This window comes from Ottowia sp. SB7-C50 (genome assembly GCF_033110285.1).
Taxonomy (GTDB): Bacteria; Pseudomonadota; Gammaproteobacteria; order Burkholderiales; family Burkholderiaceae_C; genus Ottowia.
This window is the reverse complement of the sequence record NZ_CP136995.1, coordinates 2,363,637-2,388,203: the sequence shown is the minus strand read 5'-3', so window position 1 is coordinate 2,388,203 and position 24,567 is coordinate 2,363,637. Positions and strand designations below refer to the sequence as shown.

Genomic DNA, 24,567 nt, shown 5'->3' with positions numbered 1-24,567 from the left:
TGCTCCGGTTGCTCGGGCGGAATTGCCCGGAACCGGCGCCAGCACGGCGCAGCGCAAGCAGTCAGGGGTCGCAGACGGCCGCCAGGACGCAAGCGCGCATGGCGCGCGCCGCCCTTGACGGCGAGAACGCCGTGATACGGTGAAGGGAACAGCAAGACCGCCCACACCCGCCCACTGCACACAGTCGGCTTTTGGGGCAAGCGGAGCGCGCAGGCCCGAGAGGGCCGGAGGCGTCAGGGGTCAAAGCCGAATGGCCGCGATTCGGCACGAAGCGCGGGGCGCAGCCCGCGAACCCGACGGCGGCACGCCGGGACGCCCGGCTATTGCGGCAGCTTCTTGAGCTGCTTCGCCGCACGCGACTCCAGCAGTCGCCGCGTGGTTTCCAGCTCCTTCTGCAACAGTTCGGCATCCGGCAGCACGGTACGGTAGTTCGCCGCCATCACCTTCGTCGGCAAGCCCTCCAAGGCATACCGCGCCAGCGCGTGGCCCTTGTCGGCGCAGAGGATCAAACCCACGGGCGGGTTTTCGTCGGGATACGCCCAATGCTCCTTGGCGTAGTTGCAATACATGTGCATCTGGCCCACGTCCGCATGGGTCAGGCTGCCCAGCTTCAAGTCGATGATGACCAGGCAGCGCAGCCGCCGGTGGAAGAACAGCAGATCCACCCGATACCACGTCTGGTCGATGCGCAAGCGCCGCTGCCGACCGACGAAGGTGAACCCTTCGCCCAGCTCCAGCAGAAAATCCTCCAGCCGCTGGATCAGGGCTGCTTCCAGATCGGATTCCGAATACTCGTCCTTGAGGTTCAGGAACTCCAGCACATACGGGTCTTTGATCGCATCGTCCGGCCTGACGGCATCCTCCGGCCTAGGCGCAGCGCCCTTGACCAGCATCGCCGCCTTGTCCTTCGACAAAGCGGTGCGCTCGTAGAACTGGCTGCCGATCTGCCGGTCAAGCTGGCGCACGCTCCAGCCGCCGCGCAGCGCCTCGGCCTCGTAGAAGCGGCGGGCGTGCTCGTCCTTGACCGACAGCAGCCGCACGTAGGCCGACCACGGCAGCGTGAACACCTGCGCCAGCTCGCCCAAGGCCAATTTCCGAGACACTGTCTCGGATTTCTCGGCGGGCAGCCCGTCGCCCGATTTCCGAGACAGTGCCTCGGAAATCACCGGCCGGGGATAGGCGGCGAAGAACCGCCGCATGTTCTCCAGGTTGTCCGGGCTGAACCCGCGCCCGAAGCGCGCGGTCAGGTCGGCGGACAGCCGGGCAATCAACTGTTCGCCGTACCCTGCGCGCCGTTTGCCCTGTTGCTCGGCCTCCACGATGCGGCGACCAATCTCCCAATAGCTGGCCGTCATCAGCGCATTGACGCTGCGCGCCGCCGCCTGGCGGGCGGCATCGAGCAGTTCCACGATGCCGCCGTGGATGCCGGCGTAGCCGGCAGGCACGGCAGCGCCTTTTACTGCTTTGGGCGTCCGGGCGCTCATGCCGTGGCCTCCTGGGGCTGGCGTTGCCGCGCCTTCGTGATGGTCTGGCGCCGGGTCGCCACCAGCTCGGCCGCCTGGCGCACAGGATCGTCCTCGGTGTGGACATAGCGCATGAACATCGCCACGGTCTTGTGCGCTGTCAGCGCCATGCCGACCTTGAGCGGCACGCCCGAATTGGCAATGTCCGTCGCCGAGCGGTGGCGGATGCCGTGGGTGCCGACCTTCGGCACACCGGCACGGTCAAGGATGCGCCGCCACGCCTGATAGTAGGAGTGGGGGCTTAGCGGCTTCTTGTGATCGAGGATCGCAGGGCAAACGTAGGGCGAATCGCCATAGTGGGGGGCGCTCTCCAACAGGCGGCGAGCCTCGGCGCTCAGGGGCTTGGACATATCGCCGGTCTTGCTGTCCGGCCAGACCACCCGGCCGTTGGGCAGGTCGAGCCAATCCCATTGCAACAGCAGGATTTCCGACATGCGCGCCGCGAACTCGAATTGCAGCCGGACGGCCAGCAGGTGGATGGGATGTTCTAAGCCCTCGGCCTCGGCCTTCTCCAGATAGGCGAACAGCTTGGTCATCTGGTCGTCGGTAATGAGCCGGGTCGAACCCTTTTCCGGGTACTTGGGCACATGGCGGCAGGGATTGGAGCCATCGGGCCGGTAGCCCCACAGTTCGGCCAGGTTGAACATCTTTCGGACGAGCGACAGCACGCGGTTGGCCTGGGTGGGCGACTTCTCCATGCGCTTCATCAGCGCAGTGATGTCGTTGCGCGTGATCTCATGAACCTTCTTGCTGCCGAAGGCCGGGATGACGAAGCTGTCAATCTGGTACTGGTAGCCGGCCTGCGTGCTGGGCTTGTTGTGCGGCTTGGAGTGGTCGTCCATGAACCGGCCGCACAGCTCCTTGACCGTCGGCGCCTTGCGGGCTTCGGCCTTGTCGAGTCCGGGATCGCCCCCGCGCCGGACTTCGGCCAGCCAGTCTTGCGCCAGCGATCGGGCCTGTTCGACCGTCAGTTCGCCGAACTGGCCGATTGCCGGCTTGCGCCGCACGCCGGAGTTCGTGCGGTACTGAACCATGAATACCTTGCGGCCGGTTGGTGTAACCTTGCACAAGAAGCCCGGAACGAGCGTATCCCGGAGTTCCATGTCGCAGGTTTGCGCCTGCGCCGTGTCAACGACGGACTTGGTGAGTTTGATCTTTGCCATGAGGTGCTCCTGAAAGGCCCCGATTCCAGGGGCCGGCTAGGAGCCAGGCGGAGGAGAACCGGGGCGGTTTGCATCGCGCACCGGGATATGATCGAAGGCATTGGTCTGGCGGAAAACCTGCTACAGCAAGCCACATCCAAGTCCAGCGTTAGCCCGGTGCGGATGCCATGCTCTGGCTTAAAATCCGCCGCTTTCCTGAAAAGGGGCGTGCCGGTTCGATCCCGGCCCGGGGCACCAGACAGTTAAGGAACCGCCATGAGCCATGAAGCAGCACCCTTCGAGATTCACGTGCATGGCGACGTGACACTGCGCTCCGACGTGGGGTTCGACGCCCTGCAGGACGCCCTCAAGCCCCTCTGGAAGTACATCGGCGCCCGGTCATTGGCCGACGCTGCGGCGAGCCTGTACGACGACGAGCCGGGCATTCGCTTTGACCCGCACCAGCACCTGCTGCAGATGTGCTGGACGCTCGAGGGCGACGAAGATTTTCGCCACCAACTCGACGACCTGTGCATGAACCTCAACGAACTGTCGGCCCAGGGCACGCAGATCGAGGTGACGTTCTACGACGCCGAATACGACGAGGAAGACGAAGACGACAACCGCGAGTCGCGCGACGACTTCGTGCTGCTCTTCGTCGGCCCGACGCCCGAGGCGATCATGCAGGCGCAGCGCAACCTGCTGGTCGAAGACGTGGTGGCGCTGATGGAGCGCCACTTCGACGGCGCTGAACTGGGCGGCGTGGTGGCCGAGATCGACAAGCTGTTCCAGGGCCGCTATTCGGCGCTGACCAGTTCGCTGGAACTGGGCAAGCCGCCGCGCGGGCCCGGTGGCGGTGGCTCGTCGGGCCACGGCAGCGGCCGTCGGCCACGCCATCTGCACTGACGGCGCAGCAGGGCGCTGTCAGAGCGCCAGCGTTTCCACGTCGGGCAGCGGCGCGGCCATCGGTCTGAGCCAGCGCTGCGCGGCAGCGTGAAGCGTGTGCACCGAGCCGGTGGCCAGCAGACGCAGCGATGCCGGCGACAGTGGTGCTTCATCGCCCAGCGGCTCGGCGCGCAACAGCCCTGTGGAATGCAGCAGGCGCCGGGCATGGCGGGCCACTGGCAGGCCCGAGTCGACGATGCCGACACCCAGCGGCAACTGCTGCTGGATCTGCTCTCGAATCAGCGGGTAGTGCGTGCAGCCGAGCACCAAGGTGTCGATCGCGTGGGCGGCGGCGCCCAGTTCGCCCAGCTGTCCCAGGTAGCGCGCCAGCAGGTCGCGGCTGGCGCTGCCGTCGCCGCCTTGCGCCCAGCGCTCGATGGAAGCTGCCAGGCCGTCGCAGGCGACTTCGCTGAATCGCACCTCCTGGTGAGCTGACGTGACCGCCGCGCGCAAGGCCGCGAACTTGCGGCTTGCCAGGGTGCTGCGCGTGGCCAGCACGCCCACGTGGCCGGTCCGCGTGTGGTGTGCCGCAGGTTTCAGCGCGGGCTCGATGGCGACCACCGGCCAGCCCGGGTTGTCCTGCCGCACCACGTGCGCGGCGGCCGCGCTGGCGGTGTTGCAGGCGATCACCAGCAGCTTGGCGCCGTGCGCGTCGCGCAGGTGCCGGGCGATAGCACTGGTGCGTTCGGTGATGAACGCGTCACTGCGTTCGCCATACGGCGTGTGCGCGCTGTCGGCCACGTAGACCAGGTCTTCGCCCGGCAAGGCCGCGCGCAGCGCCTGCAGCACCGACAGCCCGCCGATGCCGCTGTCGAACACGCCGATGGGCGCGGCGCGGTCGACGCTGTGGCGCGGCAAGCTCAAGCGGCCGCGACCGAGATGCCCTTGAATTCGCCCGAGGCGATGCGCTTTTCCCACTCGGCCGGGCCGGTGACGTGGGCGCTGGTGCCGCCGGCATCGACGGCCACGGTCACCGGCATGTCGACCACGTCGAACTCGTAGATGGCTTCCATCCCCAGGTCTTCAAAGCCGACCACCTTGGCGGTCTTGATGGCCTTGCTGACCAGGTAGGCGGCGCCGCCCACGGCCATCAGGTAGGCCGACTTGTGCTTCTTGATGGCCTCGATGGCGGTCGGGCCGCGCTCGGCCTTGCCGACCATGGCGATGAGGCCGGTTTGCGCCAGCATCATGTCGGTGAACTTGTCCATGCGCGTGGCGGTGGTGGGGCCGGCGGGGCCGACAGCTTCATCGCCCACCGGATCGACCGGGCCGACGTAGTAGATGACGCGGTTGGTGAAATCGACCGGCAGCTTCTCGCCCTTGGCCAGCATGTCCTGGATGCGCTTGTGGGCGGCGTCGCGGCCGGTGAGCATCTTGCCGTTCAGCAGCAGGGTCTGGCCCGGCTTCCACGACGCGACCTGTTCCTTGGTCAGTGTGTTCAGGTTCACGCGCTGGCTCTTCTCGGTATCGGGCGTCCAATCGACCTTGGGCCACAGATCGAGCGAGGGCGGGTCCAGGTAGACCGGCCCGCTGCCATCCAGCACAAAGTGCGCGTGGCGCGTGGCAGCACAGTTGGGGATCATGGCCACTGGCTTGCTGGCAGCGTGCGTCGGGTACATGGCAACCTTCACGTCCAGCACCGTCGTCAGGCCGCCCAAGCCCTGCGCGCCAATGCCGAGCGCGTTGACTTTCTCGAACAGCTCCAGGCGCAGTTTTTCGACGTCGGACAGCGCCTCGCCCTTGGCGGCCTTGGCCTGCAACTGGTACATGTCCAGGTCGTCCATCAGCGACTGCTTGGCGAGCAGCACGGCTTTTTCGGCCGTGCCGCCGATGCCGATGCCCAGCATGCCGGGCGGGCACCAGCCCGCACCCATCGTCGGCACGGTTTTCAGCACCCAGTCGACCACGCTGTCGCTGGGGTTGAGCATGACCATCTTGCTCTTGTTTTCAGACCCGCCGCCCTTGGCTGCCACGGTCACTTCGACGGTATTGCCCGGCACGATCTCGGTCACGATGACGGCGGGCGTGTTGTCCTTGGTGTTCTTGCGCGCGAACTGCGGGTCGGCCACGACCGAGGCGCGCAGCGTGTTGTCGGGGTGGTTGTAGCCGCGGCGCACGCCTTCGTTGATGGCGTCGTCCAGGCTGCCGGTGAAACCTTCCCAGCGCACGTCCATGCCCACCTTCAAAAACACGTTGACGATGCCCGTGTCCTGGCAGATGGGGCGGTGGCCGGTGGCGCTCATCTTGCTGTTGGTGAGGATCTGCGCCATGGCGTCCTTGGCGGCGGGCGACTGCTCGCGCTCATAGGCGCGCGCCAGATGCTCGATGTAGTCGGCCGGGTGGTAATAACTGATGTATTGCAGCGCGGCGGCGACAGACTCGATCAGATCGTCTTGCTTGATGGCGGTCATGGAAGCTCCTTATCGTGAAATGCTGTGGCGCTGGCGGGACATCAGGGGTCTGATACCGTCGCCTCAACCCTCCATTTTGACAGGCTGCCCCATGACCGCTGCTGACAGACCTACCCGCGTTGAACGCGACACCTTCGGCCCCATCGAGGTGCCTGTCGATCGCTTGTGGGGGGGCGCAGACGCAGCGCTCGCTGCTCAATTTCGACATCTCGGGCGAACGCCAGCCGCGCGAGATCATCCATGCGCTGGCACGGGTCAAGCGCGCTTCGGCGGTGGTCAACCAGCGGCTAGGGTTGTTGGATGAAACCAGGATGCATGCCATCGTGGCCGCCGCCGACGAGGTGCTGGCAGGACAGCATCCCGACGAATTCCCCCTGGTCGTCTGGCAGACCGGGTCGGGTACGCAGACCAACATGAACCTCAACGAGGTAATCGCCAACCGCGCCAGCGAACTGCTGGGCGGCGAGCGCGGTGAAGCGCGCCTCGTGCACCCCAACGACGACGTCAACAAGAGCCAGTCGAGCAACGACGTGTTTCCCACCGCCATGCACGTGGCGGCCGTCGAAGCCTTGACCCACCGTCTGCTGCCGGCCATCGTCAAACTGCGCGCCACGCTGGCGGACAAGGCGCATCAGTTTGATGGCATCGTCAAGATCGGCCGAACCCACCTGCAGGACGCCACGCCGCTGACGCTGGGGCAAGAGTTCTCAGGTTACGTGGCGCAGTTCGACCATGCCGAGCGCCACGTGCGCGCCGCGCTGCCGCACCTGTGCGAACTGGCGCTGGGCGGAACCGCGGTCGGCACGGGCTTGAATGCGCCCAAGGGCTATGCCGAAGCCACAGCGGCCGAACTGGCGCGGCTGACGGGGTTGCCCTTTGTCACCGCCCCCAACAAGTTCGAGGCACTGGCGTCGTGCGACGCGCTGGTCTACGCACACGGCACGTTGAAGGGACTGGCGGCCGCGCTGACCAAGATCGCCAACGACGTGCGCTGGTTGGCCAGCGGCCCGCGCAGCGGCATTGGCGAAATCCGCATTCCCGAGAACGAACCTGGCTCATCCATCATGCCGGGCAAGGTCAACCCCACGCAGAGCGAGGCACTGACCATGCTGTGTGCCCAGGTGATGGGCAACGACGTGGCGATCAATATCGGCGGCGCCTCGGGCAACTTCGAACTGAACGTGTTCCGCCCCATGATCGCGCACAACTTCCTGCAAAGCGTGCGCCTGCTGGCCGACGGCATGGTCAGCTTCAACGACCACTGCGCGGCGGGCATCGAGCCCAACCGCGCGCGCATCGACGAGCTGGTGAGTCGATCGCTGATGCTGGTGACGGCGCTCAACCCGCATATCGGTTACGACAAGGCAGCGCAGATCGCCAAGAAGGCGCACCAGGAGGGCACCAGCCTGCGCGACGCCGCGCTGGCCACGGGTCATGTCACGGCTGAGCAGTTCGACGCCTGGGTCCGGCCGCAGGACATGGTGTAGCCATCGTCCGTCCCGAGGCGGCTGGTGCGGTCAGTGAGGGCTGTGCATCTGGTGGTGCATGCGGTCGATCCACGCAACCACGAGCGCCGACACCAGCAAGACCACGTGCAGGCCGGCCTGCGCCCACAGGACGCGGTCTGCGTAATTGGCGGCGTTGATGAAGGTTTCCAGCAGGTTCAGGCTGCTGACGCCCACGATGCCCAAAGCCAGCTTCAGTTTCAGGTTGGTCACGCTGGCGTGGCGCACCCAGGCCGGTGATTCGCGACCTGGGGCCACGGGGATATCGCTGACGTAGACCCTGAAGCCCCCGACGATCATGATCTGGAGCAGGTTGGCGACCAGCACCGTCTCGATCAGCTCCAGCACGGCCAGCACCCACAGAAAGCCGGTCATGCGCGTGACGGGGGTCGCGGCGTGATAGCCAATGTCTTCCACCACGTGGGCGAGGGCCGAAGCGTCTCCCCACCAGGCCTGGACAAGGTGCACGAACTGGCCCAGAAACCGCACCACGAAAATCAGCTGCACCGCGATCAGCAGCGCGTACATGGGCGCCTGCAGCCATCGGCTGCTCAGGACGATGCGACCGGGTGACCAGGGATTGTCGGGCGGCGTTGGCGTGCTCATGCGGACAGGTTCCCCGGCAGCGGCTGGATGGAGGGCAGGGTGCAGGCAGCTGCCTGCGCTGGCCGCGAGTGTACGAAATCCGCTGACCTGGCGCCCGTTGGGCATTAGGGTGTGCGGCTGCCGCATTGCGAGCCGAGCCCCTATCCGGTGAACGTGGCGTTAGAGTAGCGTGGGCGCGAAGCCCAGTCAGTGCTTTGTAAGAGCTTCGCCGCAGGATGCGCGGGTCTTTGGCCCCGCGTCGGCCGCCTGAACCCAAGATAAAGGAGACGATGAGATGAGTGCGATTCAATCGACCCTGGTCGAAAACCGCGTGTTCCCCCCGAGCGAAGCCACCGTCAAGGCGGCGCGCATCAGCGGCATGGACGCGTACCAGGCGCTGTGCGACGAGGCCGAGCGCGACTTCAGCGGCTTCTGGGCACGCCTGGCCAAGGAGAACGTGGTGTGGTCCAAGGCGCCCACGCAGGTGCTGGACGAATCCAACAAACCGTTCTACAAGTGGTTTGCCGACGGCCAGCTGAACGCCAGCGCCAACTGCCTCGACAAGCACATGGGCACGCCGGTCGAGAACAAGACCGCCATCATCTTCGAGGCCGATGGCGGCGAAGTCACCAAAGTCACCTACAAGGAACTGCTGGCGCGCGTCAGCCAGTTCGCCAACGGCCTGAAGGCCCACGGCATCAAGAAGGGCGACCGCGTCCTGATCTACATGCCCATGACGATCGAAGGCGTGGTGGCGATGCAGGCCTGCGCGCGCATCGGCGCCACGCACAGCGTCGTGTTCGGCGGCTTCTCGGCCAAGGCGGTGCAAGAGCGCATCCAGGACGCTGGCGCCGTGGCCGTGATCACCGCCAACTACCAGATGCGCGGCGGCAAGGAACTGCCGCTGAAGGCCATCGTGGACGAGGCCCTGGGCATGGGCGGCTGCGAATCCATCAAGAACGTGTTCGTCTACGAGCGCACGCCCACCGCCGTGAACATGATCGCCGGGCGCGACAAGACCTTCAAGCAGATGCTGGAAGGCCAGTCGACCGAATGCGCACCCGAGATGGTGGATGCCGAGCACCCGCTGTTCATCCTGTACACCTCGGGCTCCACCGGCAAGCCCAAGGGCGTGCAGCACAGCACGGGCGGCTACATCCTGTGGGCCAAGCTCACGATGGACTGGACGTTCGACCTCAAGCCCGAAGACATCTTCTGGTGCACGGCCGACATCGGCTGGGTCACGGGTCACAGCTACATTGCCTACGGCCCGCTGGCTGCGGGCGCGACCGAGATCGTGTTCGAAGGCGTGCCCACGTATCCCGACGCCGGCCGCTTCTGGCAGATGATCGAGCGCCACAAGTGCACCATCTTCTACACCGCGCCGACGGCGATCCGTTCGCTCATCAAGGCGTCGGAAACCAACGAGAAGGTGCACCCCCAGAACTGGAACCTGAGCAGCCTGCGCATCCTCGGCAGTGTCGGCGAGCCGATCAACCCCGAAGCCTGGATGTGGTACTACCGGAACATCGGCGGTGAGCGTTGCCCCATCGTCGACACCTTCTGGCAGACCGAGACCGGCGGCCACATGATCAACCCGCTGCCGGGCGCCACGCCGCTGGTGCCGGGCTCGTGCACGCTGCCGCTGCCCGGTATCTTTGCCGCCATCGTGGATGAATCCGGCAACGAGATGCCCAACGGCTCGGGCGGCATTCTGGTCATGAAGAAGCCCTGGCCCAGCATGATCCGCACGATCTGGAACGACCCCGAGCGCTTCAAGAAGAGCTACTTCCCCGAAGAACTGAAGGGCTATTACCTGGCCGGCGACGGCGCCGTGCGCGATGCCGAGCGTGGCTACTTCCGCATCACGGGCCGCATCGACGACGTGCTGAACGTGTCCGGCCACCGCATGGGCACGATGGAGATCGAATCCGCCCTGGTGGCCAAGACCGACCTGGTGGCCGAAGCCGCCGTGGTGGGCCGTCCCGACGACACCACGGGTGAGGCGATCTGTGCCTTCGTGGTGCTCAAGCGCCCGCTGCCCCAAGGCGACGAAGCCAAGGCCATCGCCAAGGAGCTGCGCGACTGGGTCGCGCACGAAATCGGCCCCATCGCCAAGCCCAAGGACATCCGCTTTGGCGAAAACCTGCCCAAGACGCGCAGCGGCAAGATCATGCGCCGCCTGCTGCGCAGCCTGGCCAAGGGCGAGCAGATCACGCAGGACACCAGCACGCTGGAAAACCCAGCGATCCTCACGCAGCTCGACCAGACTTATTGACCGCATTCCCTGAGGGGGGGAGCCGCCGGACGCTGTCTTGGACAGCGTCCGGCTTTTTTATGGCGAACGGTCAATCCCGAGTCGGAGCGCTGATGTGACGATGGCGTGCGCCGTGCAGGCCAACAATGGCACGCAATCACCCACCCTGCGCCCACAAAAAAGCCCGCGAAGATCGCGGGCTTTTCTTGCGCCTGAAGCGGCTTCAGATCACTTCATCGACATGACCCAGGTGGCCAGCTTCTTGGCCTCGTCGGCGTTCACGTTGGCGTTGGGGGGGCATCGGCACCGCACCCCAGACGCCCGAGCCACCCTTCTGGATCTTGGCGGCCAGCAGGTCAACCGCCTTGGCGTCGGCCGCGTATTTCTTGGCGACGTCCTTGTAGGCCGGGCCCACCAGCTTCTTGTCGACGGCATGGCAGGCCATGCAGTTCTTGGCCTTGGCCATGGCTTCGTCAGCCATCGCGGGAGCGGCAGCGGTCACAGCGGCCAGGGCGGCGAAAGTCAACAGAACACGCTTCATCAGTTCCTCCATAGGGATAGTTGCGCTACAGTCGTTCAACGCCATTCTACGCCTGCCGGTTGACCGTGGGCAGTGCGGAAAACTGGCGTACATCAAGGACACGTCATGTATTTTCTGGGGCTCGGCATCGTGTTGGTGCTGCTGAAATGGCAGGAGATGGGGCCCGTGGCCAATTGGCCGTGGTGGTGGGTGCTGGCGCCGTTTGCCCTGGCTGCCGCGTGGTGGAGCTGGGCCGACTGGTCGGGCTATACCAAGCGCAAGGCGATGGAGCGCGAAGACCAGAGAAAGCTCGACCGCATCAATCGCCAGCGCGAGGCCATTGGCCAGAAAGCTCGCCCTGCCGCGCCGCGCAGGCGCTGACCGCGACGTCCCCGGCGCAGGCCCCTGCGGGCGCGCCGGCGCACGGACATAATTCAACCAGTCGTTGCGCCTGCTGCAGGCGCGGCGGCATCATTTTTCGAAGAGACGAACCCAGCCATGCCCATCTACCGTTCCAGAACTTCCACCGCCGGCCGCAACATGGCCGGTGCCCGCTCCCTGTGGCGCGCCACCGGCATGAAGGATGGCGATTTCGAGAAGCCGATCATCGCGGTCGTCAACAGCTTCACGCAGTTCGTGCCCGGCCACGTGCACCTGAAGGACCTGGGCCAGCTGGTGGCCCGCGAGATCGAGGCGGCAGGCGGCGTGGCCAAGGAATTCAACACCATCGCCATCGACGACGGCATCGCCATGGGCCACGACGGCATGCTGTACAGCCTGCCCAGCCGCGACCTGATCGCCGACAGCGTCGAATACATGGTCAACGGCCATTGCGCTGACGCGATGGTGTGCATCAGCAACTGCGACAAGATCACCCCCGGCATGCTGATGGCCGCGATGCGGCTGAACATTCCGGTCGTGTTCGTGTCCGGCGGCCCCATGGAAGCGGGCAAGGCGAAGCTGGCCAACCCCGAGACCAAGACCATCGAGATCCGCAAGCTCGACCTGATCGACGCCATGGTGATGGCCGCCGATCCGTCGCAAAGCGACGCCGACGTGGCCGAGGTGGAGCGCTCTGCCTGCCCCACGTGCGGCTCGTGCTCGGGCATGTTCACCGCCAACTCGATGAACTGCCTGACCGAAGCCCTGGGCCTGTCGCTGCCTGGCAACGGCACCGTGGTGGCCACGCACGCCGACCGCGAGGCCTTGTTCAAGCGCGCCGGCCAGTTGATCGTGGAGCTGGCGCGCCGCTACTACGAGCAGGACGACGAGCGCGTGCTGCCGCGCAGCGTGGGCTTCAAGGCGTTCGAAAACGCCATGACGCTGGACATCGCCATGGGCGGCTCCACCAACACCATCCTGCACCTGCTGGCCATCGCGCAGGAGGCCGGTATCGACTTCAGCATGCAGGACATCGACCGCCTGTCGCGCACCGTGCCGCAGCTGTGCAAGGTGGCGCCCAACACCAACAAGTACCACATCGAGGACGTGCACCGCGCCGGCGGCATTATGGCCATCCTGGGCGAACTGGACCGCGCCGGCAAGCTGCACACCGACGTGCCCGCCGTGCACGCGCCGTCGCTGGGCGCGGCGCTCGACGAATGGGACGTGGCGCGCGCCCCCAGCGAAGCGGTGCAGACCTTCTACCGCGCCGGCCCGGGCGGCGTGCCGACGCAGGTCGCCTTCAGCCAGTCCGCGCGCTGGCCCAGCCTGGACACCGACCGCGCGGGCGGTTGCATCCGCTCGTTCGAACACGCCTTTTCCAAGGAGGGTGGCCTGGCCGTGCTGCACGGCAACATCGCGCTGGCCGGCTGCGTCGTCAAGACCGCGGGCGTTGACGACAGCCTGCTGGTGTTTGAAGGCCCGGCCCACGTGGTCGAGTCGCAGGACGAGGCGGTCGAGCACATCCTGAACGACCAGGTCAAGGCTGGCGACGTGGTGGTGGTGCGCTACGAAGGGCCCAAGGGCGGCCCCGGCATGCAGGAAATGCTCTACCCCACCAGCTACATCAAGAGCAAGGGGCTGGGCAAGGCCTGCGCGCTGCTGACCGATGGGCGCTTTTCCGGCGGCACGTCGGGGCTGTCGATTGGCCATTGCTCGCCCGAGGCCGCGGCGGGCGGTGCCATCGGCCTGGTGCGCAACGGTGACCGCATCCGCATCGACATCCCCAAGCGCACCATCGACGTGCTGGTCAGCGACGAAGAACTCGCACGCCGCCGCGCCGAACAGGACAAGATCGGCTGGAAGCCCGTGGCGCCCCGTCCCCGCAAGGTGACGGCCGCGCTCAAGGCGTACGCCAAGCTGGCCATGTCGGCCGACAAGGGCGCGGTGCGCGATCTGTCGCTGCTGGACGATTGACGCGCTGCGTGGGTGCCGATGGCGTCGGCCGCCCACGCTCAGACTGCGCATCATGCTCCTATTTTGGTAGCTATCTGCGCTTGTGCGCGCACGGCGAGCGCCTAACCCCAAATCGGCGTGCACCTTGAGGGGAACGCCCGGCCCGTGTCGTGCGGGCTGTACATAATCCCCTCATGCTGATGCACCCGCAATTCGATCCCATCGCCGTCCGGCTCGGCCCATTGGCCGTGCACTGGTACGGCATCACCTACCTCGTCGCCTTCGCGCTGTTCTTCTTTCTGGCGACACGGCGCCTGCGGCACCAACCCTACGCTTCCATCACCCAGCCGGCGCCGTGGACGCGGCGCGACATCGAGGACCTGCTGTTCTGGGGCGTGCTGGGCGTGATTGCAGGGGGGGCGCCTGGGCTATTGCCTGTTCTACAAGCCGGCCTATTACGCTGCGCACCCGCTGGAGATCTTCGCCATCTGGCAGGGCGGCATGAGCTTTCACGGCGGCATGCTGGGCGTCATCGTGGCCATGATCGCCTGGGCGCATTCGCGCCGCCGGCCCTGGCTGCAGGTGACCGACCTGATCGCGCCCTGCGTGCCGCTGGGGCTGGCATCGGGCCGCGTGGGCAATTTCATCAACGGCGAGCTGTGGGGCCGCGTGGCCGACCCATCGCTGCCCTGGGCGATGGTGTTTCCGGGCGCAACGTTGCCTGACGGCACCAACCCGCCGCGGCATCCGTCGCAGATCTACCAGTTCCTGCTGGAAGGCGTGCTGCTGTTCGTGCTGTTGTGGCTGTACGCGCGCCACCCGCGCAAGACCGGGCAGGTGAGCGGCGCCTTCCTGTTCGGCTATGGCCTGCTGCGCTTCGTCGCCGAATACTTCCGCCAGCCCGACGCGCATCTGGGCCTGCTGGCCATGGGTATGAGCATGGGGCAGTGGCTGTGCGTACCGATGATCGTGGCCGGCGCGGCGCTGTGGATGTGGGCCAGCCGGGGCACGTCGACGACCCCGGTTCATTGATGTTTTTGGCCTTTACCGCAATCAGTACAAGCGTCAGCAGCTATGAATAACGAAGCAGACACCAGCCTCGAAGCCACGCTGTCGCGCCAGTTGCGCACCACCCGCGAGCGCCTGGGCGCCATGCTGGGCCGCAGCGACGAGGCGCTGCCGCCGCGCGTGTTGCGGCGCACCCTGCGCGAGCTGCAGAACGTGGCCGATCCGACGGTGAGCGACGTCGAAGGCGGTCGCCGCGCCGCGGGCGTGGCTCGCTGGTACGCCAGCGCCACGCCAGAGCAGCGGCAGGACTGCTGGCTGCTCATGAGCGAGCAGTTTCCGCCCGACCCCACCGCCATCCAGGCCGCGCACGCCGCGTACGACGCCGCCCGCAACACCGACGAGGAGGCGCGCGCCGAAGTGCGACTTCGCAAGGCGTTTGCATCGCCGCGCACGCGCCTGCTGCAACGCTTTGCGGCATTCCCTGACGGGGTGCGCTTTCTTGTGGACATGCGGGCCGAACTGCTGCCACGGCTGAAGCAGGAAAAGCGCCTGCTGGCGCTGGACGCCGAACTGGAAGATCTGTTTTCGACCTGGTTCGACGTCGGCTTTCTGGAGCTGCGGCGCATCGACTGGCATTCGCCCGCATCGCTGATCGAAAAGCTCATCAAGTACGAGGCGGTGCACGACGTGCGCAGCTGGGCCGACGCCAAGAACCGGCTCGACGAAGACCGGCGCTGCTACGGCTTCTTTCACCCCCGCCTGCCGGGCGAGCCGCTGATCTTCGTCGAGGTGGCGCTGCTCAAGTCGATGGCCGGCAGCATCACCCCGCTGCTGGACGAGGAGGCCGAGGCGGCCGACCTGGACAAGGCCACCACCGCCATCTTCTATTCGATCAGCAACACGCAACCGGGCCTCAGGGGCGTGAGCTTTGGCGACTCGCTCATCAAGCGCGTGGTCGAGGCGCTGCAGCACGAATTTCCGCAGCTCAAGGTGTTTGCCACGCTGTCGCCCATTCCCGGCCTGCGCGGCTGGCTGGGCAAGCAGGCCGGCGCGCTGCTGCAGGACCTGCCGCCGCGCGCGCGCCAGGCGCTGGCGCGCGAAGTGGGCGAGGCCGAACTGACGGCGCCGGTGCTGCTGAAGGCGCTGGACGACGTCCCCGCACTGGGCGAAAAATCGGCCGTGCGGCGCTGGCTGCTGTCGAGCGCGGCGCGCTACCTGGCGCGCGAGCTGACGCCGGACGGCCGCCCGCTGGACGCCGTGGCGCGCTTTCACCTGGGCAACGGCGCGCGGGTCGAACGCCTGAACTGGCTGGGCGACCCGTCGCCCAAGGGACTGCGGCAGTCCTACGGGCTGATGGTGAACTACCTCTACGACCTGAAGCGCCTGGACCGCCACCGCGCGCTGCTGGCACAGGGAAAAGTCCCCCTATCCAGCGCCGTCGAAAGCCTGCAAGATGGCTAGTTGGAAGTAACCACGACAGGAGACAAATTGCCCATGACCACCCTCATTCACCGCCGTCACGCCCTTCTGGCCGCTGCGTCGCTGACGTTGCCGAGCTTTCTGCGCGCGCAGTCCGCCTGGCCCAGCAAGCCGGTGACGCTGGTCGTGCCGTTTCCGGCCGGCGGCGGCACCGATGCCTTTGCACGGCCGCTGGCGGCGCAATTTTCCAAGCTGACGGGCAAGACGCTGGTCATCGACAACCGGGGCGGCGCGGGCGGTACCCTGGGCGCATCCGTCGCGGCCAAGCTGCCGGCCGACGGCTACAACCTGTTCATGGGCGGCGCCCACCACATGGTGGCGCCCAGCATGTACCCCAAGCTGGACTACGACATCGAAAAAGACTTTGTGCCGCTGATCCAGGTGGCCAGCGTGCCGCAGGTGCTGGTGGTGAATGCCAGGCGCGCCAATGCCGGCAGCTTCAAGGAATTCATGGAGCTGATCCGCCGCAGTCCGGGCAAGCTCAACTACGCCTCGGCCGGCGCCGGCTCGGTGCACCACCTGGCGGGCGAGCTGTTCAAGCAGCAGAGCAAGACCTTCATCACGCACATCCCTTACCGGGGCGCAGGCCCGGCGCTGCAGGACTTGATCGCCGGCAACGTCGACATGGCCTTCGACGGCTTGGGCTCGTCGGCCAACCACATCAAGGGCGGCCGCATCAAGGCGCTGATGGTGGCGGGCAAGCAGCGCAGCCCGGCCTTCCCCGACGTGCCCTGCGCCGCCGAGGTGGGGCTGCCCGACTACGACGTGCAGACCTGGTACGGCCTTTGGGCGCCCAAGGGCACGCCCGCCGACGCGCAGGCCGCCTCCATCGAGGCCGTGCGCAAGGCCTGCCAGGAGCCCGAGGCCAAGACCGTGTGGGCGGGGCAGGGCGCCGAATTCCCCAACGTGGCCGGCCCGCAGTTCGCCAAGCTGATCCACGATGAGATCCGCAAGTGGGGGCAGGTGGTCAAGCTGTCGGGCGCCAAGCTGGACTGAGGAAAGGCCTGACCGTCTTGTCTGGCCAGGTTTTTCTTTGCGCCGATGACGACGATGCGCGCGTGGCGGTCGTCACGCTGGCCCATCACGGCAAGTTCAACGCCATGTCGCGCGCCATGTGGCGCGACCTGAAGGACGTCTTCAGCCGCATCCAGGCCAGCCCCGGCTGGCGTTGCGTGCTGCTGCGCGGCGACGGGGCGCATTTCTGTGCGGGCGGCGACATCGCCGAATACCCGGCCTTTCGCTTCGACGCAGCCAGCCTGCGCGCCTTTCACGAACAAGACGTCTGGGGCGGGCTGCAGGCCATGCTGGACTGCGACGTGCCCATCGTGGCCGCCATCGCGGGCAACTGCATGGGCGCGGGCATGGAGATGGCGAGCGCGTGCGACATCCGCGTGGCGGCGGACGACGCCCGCTTTGGCGCGCCCATCGCCAAGCTGGGCTTTCCGATGGCCCCGCGCGAGGCGCAACTGGTGGCGCGCGTGGCAGGTGAAGCCACCGCACGCGAAATGCTGCTGGAAGCGGCCGTGCTGGGCGCCGCCGAGATGAACGCGCGCGGCTTTCTGCACCGCGTGGAACCGGCCGACGCGTTGTGGGCCCACGCGCGCGAACGCGCCCTGCGCGTGGCGGCGCTGGCACCCGGCGCGGCGCGCGCGCACAAGCAGCTGTTCAGGTTATTGAATAGCCCGCCAGCGCTTGCTGGAATGGCGCATAATGCTATCGAAAATATAGTATCAGGCGCCTACGACTATGCCGACAGCGCCGAGCATCGCGAAGGCATCGCCGCCTTTCTTGAAAAGCGCCCCGCGCGCTTCTGATTTGACTCTTTCTACAAGCTCTGACCATGCAGAACCAGAACCTCTTCGTCGCCTTGCGGCAAGCCTTCCCGGCCGACCTGGACGCCGTGGCCGTCGAAACCGACAACGGCCTGTCGTATTCGTGGCGCGACCTGGACCGCGCCACCGCCATGATCGCCAACCTGCTGCAGTCGCTCGACATTCCCAAGTCGGCTGACGGGGTGGCGCCGCGTGTGGCGGTGCAGGTCGAAAAATCGGTGGAGGCCATGGTGCTGTACCTGGCCACGCTGCGGGCGGGCTTTGTCTTTCTACCGCTGAACACGGCTTACCAAAGCGCCGAGATCGAATACTTCATCGGCAATGCCGATCCGGCCGTGGTGGTGTGCAGCAGCAAGAATTTTTCGTGGGTCAGCCAGATCGCTTTCAAGGCGGGCACGCGCCACGTGTTCACGCTGGACGACGACCGCACCGGCAGCCTGCTGGAGCGCGCGGCGCATTGCAGCGACCAGCAGACGCCGGTGCAGCGCGGCGAGAACGACCTGGCGGCGATCCTGTACACCAGCGGCACTACCGGCCGCAGCAAGGGCGCCATGCTGTCGCATGGCAACCTGCTGTCGAACGCCGTCATGCTGAAGGACTACTGGGGCTGGCAGCCCGGCGACGTGCTGATCCACGCGCTGCCCATCTTCCACGTGCACGGCCTGTTCGTGGCCATTCATGGCGCCTTGCTGAACGGATCGAAGATGCTGTGGCACGGCAAGTTCGACCCCAGGCGCGTCATTGCCGACCTGCCGCGCGCCACCGTGTTCATGGGCGTGCCCACGCTGTACGTGCGCATGCTGGGTGAAAGCACGCTGACGCAGGCGCAGGCGGCGCGCATGCGGCTGTTCATCAGTGGCTCGGCGCCCTTGCTGATCGAAACCTTCAACGAGTGGCGCGAGCGCACCGGCCACACCATCCTGGAGCGCTATGGCATGAGCGAAACCATCATGCTGACCAGCAACCCCTACCGTGCGGATGGCCGTTTCAACGGGCAGGCCGAACGGCGCGGCGGCACGGTGGGCTTCCCGCTGCCGGGTGTCGAGGTGCGGGTGCGCGGTGACGACGGCGCCACCATGCCGGCGGGCGAGATCGGCGGCATCCAGGTGGCAGGCCCCAACGTCTTCAGCGGCTACTGGCGCATGCCCGAAAAGACCCAAGAGGAATTCACCGACGACGGCTTCTTCAAGACGGGCGACGTCGGCAAGCAGGACGAACGCGGCTACATCACCATCGTGGGCCGCAGCAAGGACTTGATCATCAGCGGCGGCTACAACGTCTATCCGGCCGAGATCGAGGGCTATCTGAACGACATGCCGGGCGTGGCCGAGAGTGCGGTGGTGGGCGTGCCGCACCCGGACTTTGGCGAGGTCGGTGTGGCGGTCATCATCGCCAAACCGGGCGCGCAGCTCGACGGCGACGCGTTGATGGGCCAGCTGAAATCGCAACTGGCCAATTTCAAGATTCCCAAGCGCTGCTTCGTCGAAACCGAACTGCCGCGCAACACCATGGGCAAGGTGCAGAAAAACCTGCTGCGCGACCGCTATCAGGGCCTGTTCAAGCCGTGATCGTTGGCGACGTTCGCTGACAGGTCGGCGCCGCACAGCGGGCTACACTTGCGGACGAATACGCTGCCGGGGCTGGTTTGCCGCGCCCCGGTGATCCTTGCCATCGACCCTGAGTGGATTTCCCATGTCATTGAAATCTCTGCTGCTGTTGCTGATCGGCGCGGCGATCGTCATTTTTGTCGGCCTGAACTGGGTGGCGATGACCACGCCCACCAACCTGACACTGGGCTTTGCCGACGTTCACGCGCCGCTCGGCCTGGTGCTGCTGGGGCTGATGGCGCTGCTGTCCGTGGTGTTCGTCGCGCTGATCGCCTACACCCAGGGCACCGTGCTGATGGAAACCCGCCGCCACGCGAAAGAGCTGTCGGCCCAGCGCGAACTCGCCGACAAGGCAGAGGCGTCGCGCTTCACCGACTTGCGCGCGCACCTGGACAAGGAAATCACGCGCCTGTCGGACGTCATTGGCACACACACGCGTGAAACGCTGGCGCGCGTCGACCGCGCCGAAATGGGGCTGCGCGACCGCCCGGTGGATGCCGAGATCACCCGCCTGGCGCAGGCGGTGGAAACCCATAACCGCGACCTGCATTCGCGGGTGGACCGGCTGGAAATGGGCCTGCGCGAAGGCCTGGCAGGCTACGTGCCCGCACCCGCCACGGTGCGCCCTGCGGTGACGGCGGCGCTGCCCCCCACAGGCGCCCGCGGTGGCGCCGGGTGCTGATCCGGTGGGCGACGCGGTTCCGCGCTGAACGCGGGCGCCTCCCGCGGCGCAATACCAAAAACCTGCTCCAGCGCCGCTACGGCGGCGCTGCCAGCTATCAATGCAGTAGCAGGCCGCTGTCGATCAGCGCAGCACCAGCACCGGGATTTCGGAGTGGGTCAGCACCTGCTGCGTTTCGCTGCCAAGCAGCAGGCGCTTCACGCCCTTGCGGCCATGCGATGCCATGACGATGATGTCGGCCTTGTGTTTCTTGGCACCGGCGATCAGGGCGTCGGACACGACGTCGGACTTGGCCAGCACGGCCTTGACCTTGACGCCCTTCGATTCGGCGGCTTTCTTGACGCCGTCGAGCACGCTCTGGCCGTCGTCGGCCCATTGCTTTTCGACCCGCGCCACGTCGTCGGCCGACAGCGGGATCGAGCCCTCGAAGTAGCTTTGCGGATAGCGCGGCACGACCTTCAGCGCGATCAGTTCTGCACCGCACAGGGCGGCCAGCTGGATGGCGCTGTCGACGGCTTTCTTGGACAGCTTGGAGCCGTCGGTGGCAACGAGAATGCGGGTGTACATGGTGGTTCTCCTCAAAAATTCTTAACGGGCGCGCGGCGGGCCTGCGGACCAGGATACGCACCGAACTGAACGATACCCTAAGTTAACAGGGCATCTGGGTCGGGTTATTGACGCGCGTCAAGATGGGCGACGCGCCTGAACGCGTACAGTCGCCCCCGTGAAGCAAGCTGTAAGCGTCATTTCTTCGGGTGCGGGGGCCTTGGATGCACTCGCGTCGCCACCTGGCGCGGAGCCGGCGCGGGGCGAGGGCGCCTGGACGCTGCTGGACGAACGCGACGAGTGGCTGGAGTTCAGCCGGCCGGTTGAAAAGTCGTCCCACGCGGGGACCGCCGGGCTGTGGGAATCCAGCGTCGTATTCGAAGGCATGCATTGCGCCGCCTGCGCCGGCACCATCGAACAGGCGCTGCGGGCGACGCCGGGCGTGCGCCAGGCCGAGGTGAGTGCGGCCAGCCAACGCGGGCGCGTGGTGTGGGACGAAGGTGTCACCCGGCCATCCGACTGGATGCAGGCGGTGCTGCGAACCGGCTATCGCCCGCTGCCGGCGCACGACGCCTTCGCCACCGAGCGGCGCCAGGCAGAGACCCGCAAGATGCAGTGGCGCCTGGGCGTGGCCGGGCTTTGCATGATGCAGGTGATGATGTACGCCACGCCGACGTACTTCACCGCCAGTGGAGAGATCGAGCCCGATCTGGTCAACCTGCTGCGCTGGGCGCAGTGGGTGCTGTCGGTGCCGGTGGTGCTGTTTTCGTGCCAGCCGTTTTTTCGCAATGCGCTGCTGGACCTGAAGCTGCGGCGCGTCAGCATGGATTTGCCGGTGGCACTGGGCATGCTGATCACCTTTGTCGTCAGCTCGCTCGGCACCTTTGAGCCCGGCGGCCTGTTCGGGCGCGAGGTGTATTTCGATTCGCTGACGATGTTCGTGTTCTTCCTGTTGACCGGGCGCTGGCTGGAATTGCGTCTGCGCGACCGGACGGCAGGCGCGCTGGAAGCCCTGATGCACCGCCTACCCGACAGCGTGCAGCGGTGGAGTACCGCCAGCGCCTGGGAGCGCGTGTCGGTGCGCCGCATCCGCGTGGGCGACCTGCTGCGCGTGTTGCCCGGCGAAGTCTTTCCGGCGGATGGCGTGGTGGTGAAGGGGCAGACGTCGGCCGATGAGGCGCTGCTGACGGGCGAATCGACGCCGTTGATGCGGGGCGAGGGGCAGCGCGTGGTGGCCGGAAGCCACAACCTGACCTCGCCCGTGGACATGCGCGTCGAACAGGTGGGCGGTGAAACGCGCTATGCGCAGATCGTGGCGCTGATGGAGCAGGCGTCCACCAGCAAGCCGCAGATCGCGTTGCTGGCCGATCGGCTGGCCAAGCCGTTCCTGATCTTCGTGCTGATCGCCGCCGGCCTGTCTTGCGCCTGGTGGTGGTCAAGCGACCCGGGCCACGCACTGATGATTGCGGTGGCGATTTTGGTGGTCACCTGCCCGTGCGCGCTGTCGCTGGCCACGCCCGCGGCCATGCTGGCCAGTGCCGGCGCGCTGGCGCGCGATGGCGTGCTGGTGCGCCGCATGCAGGCGCTGGAAACGCTGTCGCACGTGGACACGGTGGTGTTCGACAAGACCGGCACGCTGACGCGCGATGCCTTCGTGCTGGAGGAGGTGCGCCTTCGGCCGGGCGTGGGCCGCGCGCAGGCGCTGGGGCTGGCCGCAGCCATGGCGCAGGCCAGTCTTCACCCCCTGTCGCGGGCCATGGTCGACGCCGCGCGCGACGAAGGCGCGGCCCCGGCGACGGCGCTGACGGACCTGCACGAGGTGATGGGGCAGGGCGTCACGGCCCGTGTGGCCGAGGCAGATGGCAGCTTCAACGACTTGCGGCTGGGCTCAGCCGCGTTCTGCGGCGTGCCTGCCCTGGCGGCGCAGGGGCCGACGACCCATCTGAGCGACTCGAACGGGTGGCTGGCGAGCTTTCACCTGCGCGAAGACCTGCGGCCCGACGCGCGCGCCAGCGTGGAGGCCCTGCGGCGCGAAGGCGTCACGGTGCGGCTGCTGTCTGGCGACCGGCCGGAGGCGGCCGCGCGCCTGGGGCAGCTGGCCGGCATCGACGACGCGCGCGGCGGCTGCCTGCCCGACGACAAGCTGGCCGACCTGCGCGACGCACAGGCGGCGGGCGCCAGCGTGGCGATGGTCGGTGATGGCCTGAACGACGGCCCCGTGCTGGCGGGCGCCGACGTGTCGTTTGCCTTCGGGCGGTCGGTGCCGCTGGCGCGCGCCCAGGCCGATTTCGTCGTGCTGGGCGACCGCCTGTCGCTGATACCGATGTGCCACGCCAAGGCGCGCCGCACCATGCGCATCGTGAGAGAAAATCTCGGCTGGGCGGCGGCCTACAACGCGGTCGGCGTTCCGCTGGCCATGGCCGGCTACATGCCGCCCTGGGCCGCCGGGCTGGGCATGGCGGCCAGTTCGCTGGTGGTGGTGTTGAATGCGCTGCGGCTGTCGAAGCCCGATACGCAGCCGGTCGAGGTGCACTAGATGGATATTCTTTACCTGCTCATCCCGCTGTCGGTGGTGCTGGTTTTCTTTATCCTCGGGGCGTTGTGGTGGGCCATCTACCGTGGCCAGTTCGACGACGTCGACCGGGAAGGCGAGCGGATTCTCGATCACGATTGACGTACGTCAACCGCGACCATAATACGAGTCGGGATACTGCTGAAGGTTTTATCAGGAAGAGGTGGAAATGACATTCGCCAATACACGGGCCACGGTCTATAACGACAAAGTGGTCAGACAATTCGCCATCATGACGGTGGTATGGGGCGTGGTGGGCATGCTGGTCGGCGTGATCATCGCTGCCCAGCTCGCCTGGCCCGAGCTGAATCTGGGGATTCCCTGGCTGAGCTACGGTCGATTGCGACCCCTGCACACCAATGCGGTGATCTTTGCGTTTGGCGGTTGCGGTCTGTTCGCCACCTCCTACTACGTGGTGCAGCGCACCTGCCAGGTGCGCCTGTTCAGCGACAAGCTGGCGGCCTTCACCTTCTGGGGCTGGCAACTCATCATCGTCGCCGCAGCGGTCTCGCTGCCGCTCGGCTTCACCACCGGCAAGGAATACGCCGAGCTGGAGTGGCCGATCGACATCCTGATCACGCTGGTCTGGGTGGCGTACGCGGTGGTGTTCTTCGGCACCGTCGGCACGCGGCGCGTCAAGCACATCTACGTGGCCAACTGGTTCTACGGCGGCTTCATCCTGGCGGTGGCGCTGCTGCACGTGGTCAACAGCGCTGAGATCCCGGTTGGCCCGATGAAGTCCTACTCGGCCTACGCGGGCGTGCAGGACGCCATGGTCCAGTGGTGGTACGGCCACAACGCGGTGGGCTTCTTCCTGACCGCTGGCTTCCTGGGCATGATGTATTACTTCATCCCCAAGCAGGCTGAGCGTCCGGTGTACAGCTATCGCCTGTCCATCGTCCACTTCTGGGCGCTGATCTTCACCTACATGTGGGCCGGCCCGCACCACCTGCACTACACGGCCCTGCCGGACTGGGCGCAGAGCGTGGGCATGCTGTTTTCGCTGATCCTGCTGGCACCCAGCTGGGGCGGCATGATCAACGGCATCATGACCCTGTCGGGCGCCTGGCACAAGCTGCGTGACGACCCGATCCTGCGCTTCCTGATCGTGTCGCTGTCGTTCTACGGCATGTCCACGTTCGAAGGTCCGATGATGTCCATCAAGACCGTCAACGCGCTGAGCCACTACACCGACTGGACGGTGGGCCACGTGCACTCCGGTGCGCTGGGCTGGGTGGGCCTGATCACCATGGGCTCCATGTACTACCTGATCCCGCGCCTGTTCGGCCAGAAGCAGATGTACAGCATGAAGGCCGTTGAGGTGCACTTCTGGACCGCCACCATCGGTATCGTGGTCTACATCGCCGCGATGTGGATTGCCGGTGTGATGCAAGGCCTGATGTGGCGCGCCGTCAACGCCGACGGCACCCTGACCTACACCTTCGTCGAGTCGGTGAAGGCCACCTATCCGTTCTATGTGCTGCGTCTGCTGGGCGGCCTGCTGTATCTCGGCGGCATGCTCATCATGCTGTGGAACACCGTCAAGACTGCGGCTGCCGGCCGTGCCACGCCGGTGCAGATTCCGGCCGTGGCCGCCCACGCCTGAAGCCAGTAAG

18 protein-coding genes and 3 pseudogenes are annotated in these 24,567 nt (G+C 66.5%); 14 read left to right on the top strand and 7 right to left on the bottom strand.

Features of this window, described 5'->3' with window-relative positions; translation table 11 throughout:
- Positions 1-320: 320 nt before the first annotated feature.
- Both R0D99_RS11335 and R0D99_RS11330 read right to left on the bottom strand, forming a co-directional pair.
- Positions 321-1,484, bottom strand: a complete 1,164-nt coding sequence (locus R0D99_RS11335; RefSeq protein ID WP_167814581.1) for a PDDEXK nuclease domain-containing protein — start codon at positions 1,482-1,484, stop codon at positions 321-323.
- Positions 1,481-2,686 carry a tyrosine-type recombinase/integrase gene (locus R0D99_RS11330; RefSeq protein ID WP_279817120.1) on the bottom strand — a complete coding sequence of 402 codons (1,206 nt, stop codon included), beginning with the start codon at positions 2,684-2,686 and terminating at the stop codon, positions 1,481-1,483. The genes R0D99_RS11335 and R0D99_RS11330 overlap by 4 nt, the downstream gene beginning before the upstream one ends.
- Before the next feature lie 255 nt (positions 2,687-2,941).
- Between R0D99_RS11330 and R0D99_RS11325 the strand changes: the two genes are divergently transcribed.
- Positions 2,942-3,571: a DUF6806 family protein gene (locus R0D99_RS11325; protein ID WP_317748343.1), complete on the top strand. Its 630-nt coding sequence runs from the start codon at positions 2,942-2,944 to the stop codon at positions 3,569-3,571.
- A gap of 18 nt (positions 3,572-3,589) precedes the next feature.
- Here R0D99_RS11325 and murI read toward each other — a convergent pair whose 3' ends face one another.
- Both murI and R0D99_RS11315 read right to left on the bottom strand, forming a co-directional pair.
- Positions 3,590-4,474 carry a glutamate racemase gene (gene murI, locus R0D99_RS11320; RefSeq protein ID WP_317748342.1) on the bottom strand — a complete coding sequence of 295 codons (885 nt, stop codon included), beginning with the start codon at positions 4,472-4,474 and terminating at the stop codon, positions 3,590-3,592.
- Entirely contained in the window at positions 4,471-6,021 is a 1,551-nt protein-coding gene (locus R0D99_RS11315) for a fumarate hydratase (protein ID WP_317748341.1), read from the bottom strand. The genes murI and R0D99_RS11315 overlap by 4 nt, the downstream gene beginning before the upstream one ends.
- Before the next feature lie 91 nt (positions 6,022-6,112).
- On the opposite strand from R0D99_RS11315, the pseudogene fumC reads away from it, so the two are divergent.
- Positions 6,113-7,508, top strand: a pseudogene (gene fumC, locus R0D99_RS11310) (class II fumarate hydratase).
- 30 nt (positions 7,509-7,538) lie between these two features.
- Here the strand turns inward: fumC and R0D99_RS11305 are convergent.
- Positions 7,539-8,132 carry a YqhA family protein gene (locus R0D99_RS11305; RefSeq protein WP_317748340.1) on the bottom strand — a complete coding sequence of 198 codons (594 nt, stop codon included), beginning with the start codon at positions 8,130-8,132 and terminating at the stop codon, positions 7,539-7,541.
- 274 nt (positions 8,133-8,406) lie between these two features.
- Here R0D99_RS11305 and acs point away from each other — a divergent pair, with 274 nt between their 5' ends.
- Entirely contained in the window at positions 8,407-10,389 is a 1,983-nt protein-coding gene (acs, locus tag R0D99_RS11300; RefSeq protein WP_317748339.1) for an acetate--CoA ligase, read from the top strand.
- 207 nt (positions 10,390-10,596) lie between these two features.
- Here the strand turns inward: acs and R0D99_RS11295 are convergent.
- Positions 10,597-10,909 (bottom strand): annotated as a pseudogene (locus R0D99_RS11295) (c-type cytochrome).
- A 105-nt stretch (positions 10,910-11,014) separates the two neighbouring features.
- Between R0D99_RS11295 and R0D99_RS11290 the strand changes: the two are divergent.
- From R0D99_RS11290 to R0D99_RS11255, 8 genes and pseudogenes are all read left to right on the top strand, one after another.
- Complete coding sequence (locus tag R0D99_RS11290) at positions 11,015-11,269, top strand: TIGR04438 family Trp-rich protein (protein ID WP_317748338.1); 255 nt, start codon at positions 11,015-11,017, stop codon at positions 11,267-11,269.
- A 117-nt stretch (positions 11,270-11,386) separates the two neighbouring features.
- Complete coding sequence (ilvD, locus tag R0D99_RS11285) at positions 11,387-13,246, top strand: dihydroxy-acid dehydratase (protein ID WP_317748337.1); 1,860 nt, start codon at positions 11,387-11,389, stop codon at positions 13,244-13,246.
- Between the two features lie 173 nt (positions 13,247-13,419).
- A pseudogene (gene lgt, locus R0D99_RS11280) lies at positions 13,420-14,257 on the top strand (prolipoprotein diacylglyceryl transferase).
- A 42-nt stretch (positions 14,258-14,299) separates the two neighbouring features.
- On the top strand, positions 14,300-15,694 hold the full coding sequence (locus tag R0D99_RS11275; protein WP_317748336.1) for a malonyl-CoA decarboxylase: 1,395 nt from the start codon (positions 14,300-14,302) through the stop codon (positions 15,692-15,694).
- A gap of 33 nt (positions 15,695-15,727) precedes the next feature.
- Positions 15,728-16,708 carry a tripartite tricarboxylate transporter substrate binding protein gene (locus R0D99_RS11270; protein ID WP_317748335.1) on the top strand — a complete coding sequence of 327 codons (981 nt, stop codon included), beginning with the start codon at positions 15,728-15,730 and terminating at the stop codon, positions 16,706-16,708.
- A gap of 17 nt (positions 16,709-16,725) precedes the next feature.
- Positions 16,726-17,526 (top strand): enoyl-CoA hydratase/isomerase family protein, encoded by an 801-nt coding sequence (locus R0D99_RS11265; protein WP_317748334.1) that lies wholly within the window; start codon positions 16,726-16,728, stop codon positions 17,524-17,526.
- 26 nt (positions 17,527-17,552) lie between these two features.
- Entirely contained in the window at positions 17,553-19,112 is a 1,560-nt protein-coding gene (locus R0D99_RS11260; RefSeq protein WP_317748333.1) for a malonyl-CoA synthase, read from the top strand.
- Between the two features lie 124 nt (positions 19,113-19,236).
- Entirely contained in the window at positions 19,237-19,833 is a 597-nt protein-coding gene (locus R0D99_RS11255; RefSeq protein WP_317748332.1) for a LapA family protein, read from the top strand.
- Between the two features lie 123 nt (positions 19,834-19,956).
- On the opposite strand, the gene R0D99_RS11250 is transcribed toward R0D99_RS11255, so the two are convergent.
- The gene (locus tag R0D99_RS11250) at positions 19,957-20,400 is read right to left on the bottom strand and encodes a universal stress protein (protein WP_317748331.1); all 444 of its coding nucleotides are present in this window, start codon (positions 20,398-20,400) and stop codon (positions 19,957-19,959) included.
- 199 nt (positions 20,401-20,599) lie between these two features.
- Here R0D99_RS11250 and R0D99_RS11245 point away from each other — a divergent pair, with 199 nt between their 5' ends.
- The 3 genes from R0D99_RS11245 (at position 20,600) to ccoN (ending at position 24,557) form a co-directional block, all read left to right on the top strand.
- Positions 20,600-22,915, top strand: a complete 2,316-nt coding sequence (locus R0D99_RS11245) for a cation-translocating P-type ATPase (RefSeq protein ID WP_317748330.1) — start codon at positions 20,600-20,602, stop codon at positions 22,913-22,915.
- A complete protein-coding gene (gene ccoS, locus R0D99_RS11240; protein ID WP_317748329.1) occupies positions 22,916-23,053 on the top strand; it encodes a cbb3-type cytochrome oxidase assembly protein CcoS in 138 nt (45 codons plus the stop codon).
- Between the two features lie 67 nt (positions 23,054-23,120).
- A complete protein-coding gene (gene ccoN / locus R0D99_RS11235; RefSeq protein ID WP_317748328.1) occupies positions 23,121-24,557 on the top strand; it encodes a cytochrome-c oxidase, cbb3-type subunit I in 1,437 nt (478 codons plus the stop codon).
- Positions 24,558-24,567 lie beyond the last annotated feature (10 nt).

What these genes read in the sequence shown, in the direction of transcription:
- R0D99_RS11255 (WP_317748332.1), top strand. Translation starts at nt 19,237, where the DNA reads ATGTCATTGAAATCTCTGCTGCTGTTGCTGATCGGCGCGGCGATCGTC.
- R0D99_RS11335 (WP_167814581.1), bottom strand. Translation starts at nt 1,484, where the DNA reads ATGAGCGCCCGGACGCCCAAAGCAGTAAAAGGCGCTGCCGTGCCTGCC.
- R0D99_RS11315 (WP_317748341.1), bottom strand. Translation starts at nt 6,021, where the DNA reads ATGACCGCCATCAAGCAAGACGATCTGATCGAGTCTGTCGCCGCCGCG.
- ccoN (WP_317748328.1), top strand. Translation starts at nt 23,121, where the DNA reads ATGACATTCGCCAATACACGGGCCACGGTCTATAACGACAAAGTGGTC.
- R0D99_RS11330 (WP_279817120.1), bottom strand. Translation starts at nt 2,686, where the DNA reads ATGGCAAAGATCAAACTCACCAAGTCCGTCGTTGACACGGCGCAGGCG.
- R0D99_RS11270 (WP_317748335.1), top strand. Translation starts at nt 15,728, where the DNA reads ATGACCACCCTCATTCACCGCCGTCACGCCCTTCTGGCCGCTGCGTCG.
- R0D99_RS11290 (WP_317748338.1), top strand. Translation starts at nt 11,015, where the DNA reads ATGTATTTTCTGGGGCTCGGCATCGTGTTGGTGCTGCTGAAATGGCAG.
- acs (WP_317748339.1), top strand. Translation starts at nt 8,407, where the DNA reads ATGAGTGCGATTCAATCGACCCTGGTCGAAAACCGCGTGTTCCCCCCG.
- R0D99_RS11305 (WP_317748340.1), bottom strand. Translation starts at nt 8,132, where the DNA reads ATGAGCACGCCAACGCCGCCCGACAATCCCTGGTCACCCGGTCGCATC.
- R0D99_RS11275 (WP_317748336.1), top strand. Translation starts at nt 14,300, where the DNA reads ATGAATAACGAAGCAGACACCAGCCTCGAAGCCACGCTGTCGCGCCAG.
- ilvD (WP_317748337.1), top strand. Translation starts at nt 11,387, where the DNA reads ATGCCCATCTACCGTTCCAGAACTTCCACCGCCGGCCGCAACATGGCC.
- ccoS (WP_317748329.1), top strand. Translation starts at nt 22,916, where the DNA reads ATGGATATTCTTTACCTGCTCATCCCGCTGTCGGTGGTGCTGGTTTTC.
- R0D99_RS11250 (WP_317748331.1), bottom strand. Translation starts at nt 20,400, where the DNA reads ATGTACACCCGCATTCTCGTTGCCACCGACGGCTCCAAGCTGTCCAAG.
- R0D99_RS11325 (WP_317748343.1), top strand. Translation starts at nt 2,942, where the DNA reads ATGAGCCATGAAGCAGCACCCTTCGAGATTCACGTGCATGGCGACGTG.
- R0D99_RS11260 (WP_317748333.1), top strand. Translation starts at nt 17,553, where the DNA reads ATGCAGAACCAGAACCTCTTCGTCGCCTTGCGGCAAGCCTTCCCGGCC.